Consider the following 12,260-nt stretch of genomic DNA (forward strand, 5'->3'; position numbering starts at 1 on the left):
CAGTGGATATTCCCCTGCCACCATCGTGGTGGATGCACCGATTACTGTGAATACCGCCCAAGGGGTCTGGCGCCCGCAAAATGCATCGAACCAATACTATGGACCAACCCCTTTGCGCACCGGCATCGAACAGTCGCGCAACCTGATGACCATTCGACTGGCGCAGGAAATCGGGATTGATACGGTGGGCCTGTATGCCGAACGCTTTGGCGTCTACGACAACATGAACCGGGGGCTGGCCGCAGCGCTTGGGTCTGATGAAACGACCCTTTTCAAGATGGTCGCCGCCTATGCTATGTTCGCCAATGGCGGCGAACGGGTGGAACCAACCTTGGTGGACCGTGTGCAGGACCGCTATGGCAATACCGTCTACCGGCACGACCAGCGCATGTGCATCAACTGTGACGACCCGCTATTGCGCCAGGGCGAAGCACCGAGTGTGATTTCCAACCGCGACCGCGTCATGAATGAAATCACCGCCTATCAGCTGACATCCATGATGCAGGGGGTCGTGGACAGGGGAACCGCCAGCAGTGCGATCAACCTGCCTGTGCCGATTGCCGGCAAGACCGGCACGACAAACGATGCCAAGGATGTCTGGTTCATCGGCTTTTCGTCCAATATCGTGGCAGGCTGCTATATCGGGTATGATACGCCGCGCACATTGGGGCGGGCGGCCTCGGGTGGGCGCCTTTGCGGGCCGGTTTTCAACAGCTTCATGCGCGCCGCCATCGACCGCTATGGTGCAGAGCCGTTCCCTGTGCCGGCTGATTGCCAATTCATCAAAATCGACCGTTACAGCGGTGCCCGCCTGCCACCTGATGCATCCGGCGAAAATGTCGTGCCCGAGTGTTTTCGCCCGGGCGAAGAGCCCTTGTTCGGCATCATGTTCGACGGTGGGTTTGCGATGTCCGCCGACCTGCCTCTTTTTGACGAGGTTCCGCGCAGCGCACGCCAGGTCACGACGTCAACCGGCGAAACCGCGACGGTCGGACCCAAAGCCAGCTTTGGGTCACTGTCCACGGGTGGTCTATACTGACCATCCGCTTGCCGCCCCGCGTGGCGCAAGGTAAGACCCCCAGACATTCCGAAAAGTTCCAATAGGTGCCCGATGCGCGCAGAGACCCAGACCAACGTGGAAGCGATTGAAAAATCGCTGAACCTGCTTGCCCAGCGGATGGACCGCGAAACTGCCCCCTACCGGCTGGAAGAGTTCAACGCCCGTGTCGAGGATCCGACCCTGTGGGATGATCCGACTGCGGCGCAAAAGCTGATGCGCGACCGGCAGTTGCTGGTCGATGCCATGTCAAATTACGATAGTATCGCACAGGAACTGGCCGACAACATCGAACTGATCGAAATGGGCGAGAGCGAAGACGACGCCGAGATCATCAAAGAGGCCGAGGATGCCCTGAAAGCCCTGCGCGAAAGGGCCGCTCAGAAAGAGCTGGAGGCCCTGCTGGATGGCGAGGCCGACGGCAACGATACCTTTCTGGAAATCAACGCGGGCGCGGGCGGCACCGAAAGCTGTGATTGGGCCAACATGCTGGCGCGCATGTATGTGCGCTGGGCCGAGAAAAAAGGCTACAAGGTCGAATTGCAATCCGAACAGTCGGGCGATGAGGCCGGGATCAAATCCGCGACCTACAAGATCAGCGGCCACAACGCCTATGGCTGGCTGAAGTCGGAGAGCGGCGTGCACCGGCTGGTGCGGATTTCGCCCTTTGACAGCGCCGCCAAGCGGCACACGTCGTTTACATCGGTCAAGGTTTATCCGGTGGTCGATGACAACATCGAGATTGAGGTGAATCCTTCTGATATCCGTCTGGATACATACCGGTCATCCGGGGCAGGTGGCCAGCACGTCAACACGACCGATTCTGCCGTGCGAATCACGCACTTTCCCACCGGGATCGTCGTGACATCATCGGAAAAATCCCAGCACCAGAACCGCGACATCGCGATGAAGGCACTGAAATCGCGGCTGTATCAGATGGAATTGGACAAGCGGTCTGCACTTGTGAACGAAGCCCATGAAAACGCGGGCGATGCGGGCTGGGGTAACCAGATCCGGTCTTACGTGTTGCAACCCTATCAGATGGTCAAGGATTTGCGCACCGGGTTCGAGACGTCAGATACCAAAGGCGTACTGGATGGTGATCTGGACGGTTTCATGGGGGCGACGCTGGCCTTGAACATGTCCGGAAAGGGCCGCGAGGCCGCGCATGCCGACTAAATGCGCAATTTGATTTAAGACAAAGACGTTTTGACGCACCCCGCTAAGGCTTAACCTGCAATAACGGGGAGGTTCACAATGCAAGACAAGGCATCGCAACCGGCTGTCAGGTCACTTGATGGCGCGGATTTGCGCGAGGTTCTGAAAGCAGGATGGCGCGATTTCAAACGTGCGCCGCAGTTCGGGCTGTTTTTTAGCGCAGTTTACGTGATTGCGGGCTTTGGCCTTTTGTGGCTGGGGGCTGGCCATGTCAGCTGGATTCTGGCGACATCGCTGGGGTTTCCGCTGGTGGCGCCCTTTGCCGCGGCCGGTCTGTATGAGGTCAGCCGCCGCATGGAGCAGGACCAGCCACTGATCTGGTCCGAAGTTCTGGGTATTGTCTGGCGCGAACGCACACGGCAATTGCCTTGGCTGGGCGCGATAATCGTGATCTATTTCCTGTTCTGGACATTCCTTGCCCATATGATCTTTGCGCTGTTCATGGGGCTGTCGCCGATGACGGATGTCTCGCATAGCTGGGCCATTTTCCTGACACCGAACGGAATGACCATGATTGCGGTCGAACTGGCCGTTGGCGCGGTGCTGGCGTTTTTGTTGTTTGCGCTGACCGTGATCAGCCTGCCGCTGGTACTGGACCGCGAGGTTGATTTCGTGACCGCGATGTTGCTGAGCCTGCAACTGGTGCGTGACAACACCGCAGTCATGCTGGTTTGGGCTGTGCTGATCGCGGTGTTTTCAATGCTGGCACTGCTGCCGTGGTTCCTGGGGCTGTTCGTCGTGCTGCCGGTGTTTGGCCATGCGACATGGCACCTTTATCGGCGCGGAGTTCACTAACAAAAAAAGAGCACCGGCAAGGGTGCTCTTTTCAGATGGTTTTACGAAAGGCCTTCAGCTCTTTGATTTGTCGTCGGCAGCAGGGGTGGTGCTGGTCGTTGGCATCTTCTTGCTGCCGGTGGCCAACGGATCGTCCTGACGCTGTACGGACCCTTCGAAATGCGCGCCGGATTCGATCGCGATCGTCTTGTGGATGATGTCGCCTTCCACGCGTGCGGTGGATGTCAGGCGCACCTTCAGTCCACGGACACGGCCAATCACGCGGCCATTGACCACCACGTCATCTGCGACGACCTCGCCCTTGACGGTGGCGCCTTCGCCAACAGTCAGAAGATGCGCGCGAATGTCGCCCTCGACCTGGCCTTCGACCTGAATGTCGCCGGTGGTCTTGAGGTTGCCGGTGATCAGCAGATCCGCAGACAGGATGGATGCAGGCGGCTTCGCCTTGGGTGCGGCTGATTTGTAATCAGGCGATGCACCTTCTTTCTTGGCTGCATCTGCATTTGTCGCAGATGTGGTTTCGGCTGCTTTGGGTCCGGGTTCGTTGATTTTGGATTTAGAAAACATCTCTTCCAGCTCTTATGTATGTCATGGGATTGACCGGCTTGCCGCCGACGTGGATTTCGTAGTGAAGGTGCGGGCCGGTCGATCGACCTGAATTTCCCATAGCACCAATTCGTTCCCCGCGCGAGACCCTTTGACCAACGGTAACATCCATGGCGTTCAGGTGGGCATAACGTGTCTCGATACCGAATTCGTGGCGGATCTTGATCAGGCGGCCATAGCCCGACGACCAGCCCGCATGCGTCACGACGCCATCGGCGGTGGAATGGATGGGTGTCCCGATCGGGCCGGCGAAATCCGTGCCTTTGTGCATCCGCCCCCAGCGCGGCCCGAAGCCCGAGGTGAAGCGAAAGTTCGCAAGGACGGGGATAGAAAATGGCGCCTTCTCTGCGGCGATCCGGTAAAGATTGATCCGGTCCATGGCAGTCAGGATCGCATTGGCACGCAGCGCATCAGGGTCAGGTTCACCGCCGCGCGTTGAAAACTGGATCGGCATCAGGGGGCCACCCATGCCGGAATAGCCGCGTTTGACCTGTGCGATCAGATTGTCAGGGTTCATGCCCGCATCGCGGAACATCTTGTCCAGTGGTTCGACGGATACCAGCATCGCTTCTTCCAGCTGGCGGAAGATCTGGTCGTTTCGTTCCTGCAACAGCCGCAGTTCCAGCTGCATTTCTGATGCATAATCAATGGCTGATGCTGCATCGGTGGCGATCTGGTCGCGCTGTGCAGCGGTTTCTGCCAGGGCATTCGCCAGCAGATCCACGGTGCCTGCGGTATCATCGTTTAACGCAACATCGGTGTTTTCGTCCACTTCGGCCGACAAGGCTGCAACCTGCTGGCGGGCGGCTTCGCGTGCTTTCATCGTGTCACGCAGGGTGGATTGGACAACCTCCATTCCGGTTTCCAGTTCGCGGCGCTTTTCTTCGGTCGCTAGCAGTTCAGATTGCATGATGGAAATCTGTTGCAGCGCGGAATTGAACCGCTCTTGTGCTGCCAGTGCCTCTGCTGCCCGGATGTCGCGCTCGCCCGACAACGCGCTGAGCCGCTGTTCATAGGTCATCTGGTCACGCTGTGCCTGCGCACGGAAATTCCCTGCGCCGATACTGTCCATCAGCAGGATGGCCGTGGCGACGATGGTCCATGCGACCACAATGATGCTGCCGGTCCAGGCCACCAACTGCGTTTCTGATTTCAGTCGGATAAACCGCGTTTCAGTATCGGACCGCAAGAATAGTCGTCTTTCAGGAAAGACCCGCTCGAGCAGTGCGTGGATGCGCATGGTCAGTCGTGTGTGCAAAACTGTGTCCCGTTCCGTCCCGTTAAGTCGCGCCGTTTTTTTCCCGCCCGGCGTCGTGTCACTGTGTTAGCCAGCCCGGCCCTGGGCTGCAAGAATATTGCGCCCGTTTTCCCGGGCCTTGCCCGGTGCGCGCCGATCTGGGCGAGGTTTCGCCGATCAACGGGCCCAGGCCGCCGGTCAGACTTTTCGATCTGCGGCAAGCGGCCAGTAGAAATCCGGGGGCAGGCCGGCCTCGGCCCGTTTTTCTTCGTTGAAGGGTGGTTTCAGCTGGCTGTGAAAATACTGTCGCACCAGATCGTGAAACACACCGGTCGGATCAAGGTTTTGCCGCCCGCACAGAAAGTTGAACCATTTCGACCCATAGGCGACATGGTGCACCTCTTCGCCATAGATGGTTTCAAGCGCCGCCACGGCGGGTTGGTTCCTGGCCTGTTTGAAAAGCTTGATCATGCCGGGCGTTACATCCAGACCGCGCGCCTCCAGCACCATGGGCACAACGGCGAGACGCCCCATCAGGTCGTCTGCCGTATCCTCGGCGGCGCGCCACATGCCCGCATGGGCGGGCAGGGCGCCATAATGGCTGCCCAGTGCCGCAAGGCAATCGCACATGAGGTTGAAATGTTTGCTTTCTTCATCCGCCGCCTTGACCCAGTCGTCGTAAAAACCAATGGGCATCGGTGTGTCTGTAAAGCGTGCGATGATGTCCCAGTGCAGATCAACCGCGTTCAACTCGATATGCGCGACGGCATGCAGCAGGGCGATGCGCCCGGCCTCTGAGCCCGGTTTGCGGTGCGGCACGTCGCGCGGGTCCAGCAGTTCAGGCTTTGGCGGTCGCGCCGGGCGCAGGGGCGGTGTGGCATGGCCGATCTTAGGTGTTTCCCCCGCAGCACGTGCCGCCTGCCACTGGGCGGCATATTTGCGCGACAGGGCTGTTTTTGCGCGGCCGTCGGCAGTGGCCAGCACCGCCACCGCCATTTCTGCAAGGGTCACAGCGCGCGCACCGCCTCAAGAACGGCCTCTATGTGACCGGGGACTTTGACTTTGGGCCAGACCTGCACGATCTTGCCGTCGGCATCGATCAGAAAGGTCGCGCGTTCAATCCCCATGTAGGTCTTGCCATACATGTTCTTTTCCTTCCAGACGCCGTAGCGTTCGCAGACGTCCCCGTTTTCATCGGACAAGAGCGCGATCTTCAGATCATGTTTGGCGACGAACTTGTCGTGCTTGGTCACGCTGTCCTTGGATACGCCCAGAATGACGGTGTTCAGGTCGGCAAAGGCATCGACGTTTTCGGTAAAGCCCAACGCCTCTTTCGTGCAGCCCGAGGTGTCGTCGCGCGGATAGAAATACAGAACCACATTCTGACCGGCGAAATCGGACAGGTTCACGATCTCTCCGCCGTCGCGTGGCAGGCTGATGGCCGGGGCTTTATCGCCGATTGCGGGTTGTGTCATCGCTTGGTCCTTTTGCATTGCGTGCTTTCGTGATTGTTTTAGCCTGCATGGTCAAAAGATAAAGAGGCAGCAGCGCCATGCCCGGAGGACATGTGACGGACCAGAAGGATCAAGAAGCGGCGGTTGACGCGCCCCAGCCCCGCCGCAGGCGTGGCGGCTGGCGCGTTCTGACGCGTTGCGTCTTTTTGATCGGCCTTTTGCCTGTGTCTTTTGTTCTTGCTGCTGCGGTCATGGTTATTGACCGGGACATCACCGCACCGGGCTGGATCGTAAAGCGGATCGAAATGCGCGCGGGTCAGGTGCTGTCGGATGCCGATCTGCGTTTTGGCGCGATTACGCTGCGCATTGGCACCGATCTGCACCCGACGGTCCGGTTTGTGGATACGCAAATCTACGACGAGAGCGGCCTGACGTTGACCCGCATACCGCAGATAGAAGGGCGCGTTTCGCCTCGCGGACTTGTCCTGCATCGTGATATCCTGTTGCAGGACGTGCGTTTGGTCGGCGCGCAGATCAACCTGCGGCGTGCGGGTGATGGCACGCTGCGTGTCGCCTTGGGTAACAGCGGGGGCAGTTTCGGACAGGCGGCGTCATTGCCGGACCTGCTGGATCGTGTCGATCGGGTTTTTGACCGTCCGGCACTGACCGCACTGGAAACGGTGCGTGTCGATGGGCTGATTGTGAATTTCGACGATGCCCGCGCCGGCCGCAGCTGGATCGTGGATGGCGGAACGCTGGCGCTGGATTTGCGCGGTGGGCAGACCGCGCTGCGTGGTGATCTGGCGTTGTTGTCCGGTCGGGCAGGGGTCACGACGATGGCGCTTTCTTATACCAGCCCAAGAGGCAGCCGTGCCGCTGAACTGGGCCTGACGATAACCGATGCGGTGGCCAGCGATATTGCTGCCCAGTCGCCCGCGCTGACATGGCTGCGCGACGTGGATGCGCCGATCACGGCGACGTTGCGCACGTCGCTTGATGCTGCTGGTGCCCTTGGGCCTCTGAGTGCCGTGCTTGAAATCGGGGCAGGTGTCTTGCAGCCCAACGCAGCCACCGCACCGCTGCGGTTTGACAGTGCCAAGACCTATCTGACCTTCGATCCGGTGCGGGATCATGTCGTCTTTGACCAGATCACGCTGGACAGCGGCTGGGGGCGCGTGCAGGCCACCGGGCAGGCCTATCTGCGCGAATTTCGCGATGGGTTGCCGCGTGCGCTGCTGGCACAGGTCCGGTTTCGGGATCTGATGCTGAATCCCGCCCGCGCCTACGACGGTCCGGTTGCCATCCCCGAGGCCGCGATTGACCTGCGCCTGCGTCTTGATCCCTTCACCGTCGAGGTGGGTCAGTTTGTCGTCCGTGACGGTCCCACCCGGATGATCGCCAAAGGACAGATCGCAGCGGGCCCGGCCGGTTGGCAGGTGGCCATGAACGCAAAGATCAACCAGATCACCCCCGAAAGGGTGTTGGGATATTGGCCGCCAGGCATGAAACCCGGATCGCGGCGCTGGTTTGATAACAACGTCAGTGATGGGCAGTTGGTCGATGTGGCGGCCGGGTTGCGGATCGCGCCGGGCGCGCCGCGCCGGTTTGCCGCAAATTGGGAATTTGCCGATGCGACTGTCAGGGCCATGCGGCATATTCCACCCATTACCGGCGCTGATGGTGCCGCGTCGTTTATTGGCAAACGGTTCGTCGTCAGCCTTGATGACGGGCAAATCGCGGCACCGCAGGGTGGCAAGATCGAACTGGGTGGTTCGGTGTTCGAGATCCCCGAAGTACGCCCGCATGAAACCCCCGCTGTGTTGGACCTGCACAGCGACAGCACGATCACCGCGATGCTGTCGGTGTTGAACCAGCGGCCGTTCGAATTTCTCGATAAGGCGCAGTTGCCTGTCACGATCGCCGATGGTCGCGCAGCAGTGACGGGGCAAATTCGCTTGCCGCTCAAGCAAGGTATGCGCCCGCAAGAGGTTGGTTTTGATCTGGCCGCCGATCTGGGCGGGGTGCGCAGCGCGGCCCTGATCCCGGGTCGCCAGTTGTCCGCGCCGCAATTGACGGTGCGCGCCGATCGCCAGGCGCTCAGCATTGGCGGGCGGTTGCGTGTGGGCGATCTGCCCGTGACAGGCGAGTGGACCCAGCGGTTTGGCCCGGAATTTGCAGGCCGCAGTCAAATCGCGGCCACGGTTGCGTTGTCGCAACGGTTTCTGGATGAATTCGGCATTGGACTGCCGCCCGGATCGGTCGGCGGTGAAGGTGTGGGCAATCTGACAATTGATATTGTGCGCGGCGCGCCGCCCGCGTTTTCGCTGCAATCTGATCTTGTCGGTGTGCGCCTGGGCATTCCGGCGGTTGGCTGGGCCAAAGGGGCACAGACGCCCGGCGCGCTAGACATCGCGGGTCGTCTTGGCCCGATCCCTGTCATTGATAGATTGTCGATCAGCGGTGGTGGTCTGCGTGCGCAGGGTGGGATCACACTGACGGACGCGGGCCAGCTGGAGGTCGCGCGTTTTGACCGGGTGCGCGTGGGTGACTGGCTGGATGCGCCGATCACCCTGCGCGGGCGGGGCGCAGGCCAGCCCGTCGCGGTCGAGATTGGCGGCGGATTGCTGGACTTGCGCCGTGCCAGGTTTGGGTCAGGTGACAGCGGCGGGGGACCGGTGCGCATCGCGCTGGACCGATTGCAGATCACCGAAGGGATCGCACTGACCGGCTTTCGGGGCGATTTCAGCAGTGCCGGTGGCTTTGCTGGCCAGTTTCAGGCACAGGTGAACGGAGATGCGGCAATCGCGGGCGCCGTCGCCCCGCGCGACGGGCGCTCTGCGGTTCGGTTACGCAGCAGCGATGCCGGTGGTGTGGCGCGGGCTGCTGGGTTCATGCGAAATGCAGTGGGCGGCACGCTGGACCTGACGCTGCTGCCGGCAGGTGGTGCTGGGAGCTTTGACGGGGTGTTGGCCCTGCGTGATGTGCGGGTGCGCGATGCGCCCACGATCGCGGCACTGTTGGATGCCATCAGCGTGGTTGGTCTTTTGCAACAACTGGATGGGCAGGGCCTCGCATTTGAGGAGGTCGATGCGCGTTTCCGCCTGACGCCGGCACAGATCATTGTCACCGAGGCAAGCGCGGTGGGGCCGGGGCTTGGCATTTCTGTTGATGGGGTCTACACGCTCGCCAACAAGGGGATTGACTTGCAGGGCGTGGTGTCACCGTTCTATCTGCTGAACAGTATGGGTGCCTTTCTGACCCGAAAGGGCGAGGGGCTGATTGGCTTCAATTTTAATATCACCGGCACTGCGGACGCACCGCAGGTCGGCGTGAATCCGTTGTCGGCCCTGACACCCGGCATGTTCCGCGAGATTTTCCGCAGGCCCGCGCCAGAGGTTCCCGATTGAAACTTTCTGATTTCGACTTTGATCTGCCAGAGCGGCTGATCGCGGTGCGCCCGGCGCGGCCACGGTCATCGGCGCGATTGCTGCTGGCGATGGGGGACCGGATCAGTGACCGGATCGTGTCGGACCTGCCCGACATCCTGCGCCCCGGTGACCGTCTGGTACTGAATGATACCAAGGTGATCCCCGCCCGCCTGTCGGGTTTCCGGCACCGGTCGGGGGCTGCGGGCGACACCGCCGCCCGGATCGAAGTCACCCTGCTGGAACCGCGTGCGGATGGCGATTGGGCGGCATTGATCAAGCCGCTGAAAAAGATCCGCGATGGCGAAGTGATCGTGTTCTCCGACGTTTTGTCAGCGACGGTAACCGGTCGCGCAGACGGGCAGGGCCAATTGCGTTTCAACCTGACGGGCGATGATTTCGATGCGGCGCTGGCGGATGTGGGGGCGATGCCCCTGCCGCCCTATATTGCGGCCAAGCGCCCGGCGGATGATGCCGACAAGCAAGACTATCAAACCTATTGGGCACGTCACGCGGGCGCGGTGGCCGCCCCCACGGCATCGCTGCATTTCGATGCCCCGTTACTGGCGGCGCTGGCCGTGCGCGGCGTGGAATTCACGCATGTTACGCTGCACGTCGGCGCGGGGACGTTCCTGCCGGTCAAGGTCGACGATGTGCGCGATCATAAGATGCACGCCGAATGGGGCGAGGTCACGCCACAGGCAGCAGACCAGATCAACGCCACCCGCGCCGCAGGCGGACGGGTGATCCCCGTGGGCACGACGGCCCTGCGCCTGATCGAAAGTGCCGCGCGGTCCGGCAAGGTGCTGCCCTGGACCGGGCCGACCGATATATTCATCAGGCCGGGGTTCGATTTTCAGGTCACGGATGGATTGATGACCAATTTTCACCTGCCCAAATCCACGCTCATGATGCTGGTTTCCGCGCTGATGGGCGCGGACAGGATCAGGGCTATCTACGCCCACGCCATCACACGGGAATACCGGTTTTTCAGTTATGGTGATGCGTCTCTCTTGTTGCCTGACCGCAGGGATTGATCTGTCGTGACAACAAAGGTGCGGTGAGTGGCGATAAATCCGTCGCTTGCTAGTGTAGTCTTTAAAGAATCATGTGATAGGCGGGCGCAAACCAGACCAAAGAGGACGCGAAATGTTTCAGGTGCTGACCGGGTCGTGGGCTCTCTTCTTGGGGCTGTTTCTTTTTATGGTGGGCAACGGGCTTCAGGGCACGTTACTGGGGTTGCGCGGAGACCAGGAGGGGTTCAGCACCTTTGCCCTGTCGCTGGTCATGTCTGCCTATTTCCTTGGGTTTCTGTTCAGTTCGCGCTTTACCCCGGGACTGATCCGCAGGGTCGGGCATGTGCGGGTCTTTGCCGCCATGGGATCGCTGATTTCAGCCGTTTTGATCACATATCCTGTGTTGGTTGAACCCTGGGCCTGGATTCTGGGCCGCGTGATCATCGGATTTTGCTTTTGCGGTGTCTATATCACCGCTGAAAGCTGGCTGAACGATACCTCGACCAACGAAAACCGCGGCAAGGCGCTGTCGCTTTATATGATCGTGCAGATGGCCGGGATCGTGTTTGCCCAGTGGATTGTCAGCCGTGGCGATGTGTCGGGCTATGTATTGTTCATCATACCGTCGGTTCTGGTGTCGCTGGCCTTTGCGCCGATCCTGTTGTCGGTCAAGCCGACGCCGGCCTTTGCCACCACCAAACCGATGACCATCCGGCAGGTGATCGCGGCCTCGCCGCTGGCCTGTGTGGGCATGTTCATGCTGGGGGGTGTGTTTTCCGCGCAGTTCGGGATGTCGGCGGTATACGGCAACCGGGTCGGGCTGACCGTCGGGCAGATTTCGCTTTTCATCTCGTCGATCTATGTGGCGGCACTGGTGCTGCAATATCCGATCGGCTGGCTGTCGGACCGGATGGATCGTCGCGCGCTGATCATCTGGATCGCGCTGATCGGCGGGTTTGGATCGTTGCTCGCGTTCTTCGTGCCGGGCAGTTTTCTGCTGATCGTGATTACCGGGGCGATCGTGGGGGGCACGTCTAACCCACTTTATGCGCTGCTGATCGCCTATGCCAACGACTATCTTGAGAAAGAGGATATGGCGGCAGCGTCAGGTGGTTTGCTGTTCATCAACGGGCTGGGTGCCATCATGGGCCCGCTGATTGTGGGTTGGATGATGGACCGCATCGGTGTGAACGGGTTCTGGCTGTTTACCGCGTGCCTGATGCTCGCGATCGGGGGCTATGGCCTGTATCGCGCGACACAGCGCAGCCGGGCTGACTTTGAAGTCGAAACGGTTCCCTATGCCGCAGTTTCGGCATCTTCGACCCCGGTGGCGGTTGAACTGGCCCAAGAGGTGTATATCGAAGCTGAAGAAAGTGAATCGGCGCAGGCGGGCGACTAAAGCCTTGTCAGGCCATATCTTGTCTGTTTGTGTAAAAGTAATGTGAACCCTTG

The 12,260-nt window shown here is 60.4% G+C and carries 10 protein-coding genes; 6 read left to right on the top strand and 4 right to left on the bottom strand.

The annotated features are described in order from the left end of the window. The 3 genes from ACTG4B_RS08135 to ACTG4B_RS08145 form a co-directional block, all read left to right on the top strand. On the top strand, positions 1-1,039 hold a 1,039-nt coding region (locus ACTG4B_RS08135), incomplete at its 5' end, for a penicillin-binding transpeptidase domain-containing protein (RefSeq protein WP_439155197.1). A gap of 72 nt (positions 1,040-1,111) precedes the next feature. Beyond that, the gene (gene prfB / locus ACTG4B_RS08140) at positions 1,112-2,236 is read left to right on the top strand and encodes a peptide chain release factor 2 (RefSeq protein WP_439155198.1); all 1,125 of its coding nucleotides are present in this window, start codon (positions 1,112-1,114) and stop codon (positions 2,234-2,236) included. Positions 2,237-2,314: 78 nt separating this feature from the next. Next, positions 2,315-3,070, top strand: coding sequence for a DUF2189 domain-containing protein (locus tag ACTG4B_RS08145; RefSeq protein WP_439155199.1), 756 nt, complete (start codon positions 2,315-2,317; stop codon positions 3,068-3,070). A 54-nt stretch (positions 3,071-3,124) separates the two neighbouring features. On the opposite strand, the gene ACTG4B_RS08150 is transcribed toward ACTG4B_RS08145, so the two are convergent. The 4 genes from ACTG4B_RS08150 to bcp all read right to left on the bottom strand — a co-directional run bounded on the left by ACTG4B_RS08150 (position 3,125) and on the right by bcp (position 6,388). Then, on the bottom strand, positions 3,125-3,637 hold the full coding sequence (locus tag ACTG4B_RS08150) for a bactofilin family protein (protein ID WP_439155200.1): 513 nt from the start codon (positions 3,635-3,637) through the stop codon (positions 3,125-3,127). Next, positions 3,627-4,934 carry a DUF5930 domain-containing protein gene (locus ACTG4B_RS08155; RefSeq protein ID WP_439155201.1) on the bottom strand — a complete coding sequence of 436 codons (1,308 nt, stop codon included), beginning with the start codon at positions 4,932-4,934 and terminating at the stop codon, positions 3,627-3,629. Before ACTG4B_RS08155 ends, ACTG4B_RS08150 begins: the two co-directional genes overlap by 11 nt. A gap of 177 nt (positions 4,935-5,111) precedes the next feature. Continuing rightward, complete coding sequence (locus ACTG4B_RS08160) at positions 5,112-5,909, bottom strand: ferritin-like domain-containing protein (protein ID WP_439155245.1); 798 nt, start codon at positions 5,907-5,909, stop codon at positions 5,112-5,114. An 11-nt stretch (positions 5,910-5,920) separates the two neighbouring features. Continuing rightward, complete coding sequence (gene bcp / locus ACTG4B_RS08165) at positions 5,921-6,388, bottom strand: thioredoxin-dependent thiol peroxidase (protein ID WP_439155202.1); 468 nt, start codon at positions 6,386-6,388, stop codon at positions 5,921-5,923. A 77-nt stretch (positions 6,389-6,465) separates the two neighbouring features. Here bcp and ACTG4B_RS08170 point away from each other — a divergent pair, with 77 nt between their 5' ends. The 3 genes from ACTG4B_RS08170 (at position 6,466) to ACTG4B_RS08180 (ending at position 12,207) form a co-directional block, all read left to right on the top strand. Beyond that, a complete protein-coding gene (locus tag ACTG4B_RS08170) occupies positions 6,466-9,774 on the top strand; it encodes a DUF3971 domain-containing protein (protein ID WP_439155203.1) in 3,309 nt (1,102 codons plus the stop codon). Continuing rightward, a complete protein-coding gene (gene queA / locus ACTG4B_RS08175) occupies positions 9,771-10,829 on the top strand; it encodes a tRNA preQ1(34) S-adenosylmethionine ribosyltransferase-isomerase QueA (RefSeq protein ID WP_439155204.1) in 1,059 nt (352 codons plus the stop codon). The genes ACTG4B_RS08170 and queA overlap by 4 nt, the downstream gene beginning before the upstream one ends. 112 nt (positions 10,830-10,941) lie before the next feature. After that, positions 10,942-12,207 carry an MFS transporter gene (locus ACTG4B_RS08180; protein WP_439155205.1) on the top strand — a complete coding sequence of 422 codons (1,266 nt, stop codon included), beginning with the start codon at positions 10,942-10,944 and terminating at the stop codon, positions 12,205-12,207. The last annotated feature ends 53 nt before the right edge of the window (positions 12,208-12,260 follow it).

Source organism: Yoonia sp., from assembly GCF_965660735.1.
GTDB lineage: Bacteria > Pseudomonadota > Alphaproteobacteria > Rhodobacterales > Rhodobacteraceae > Yoonia.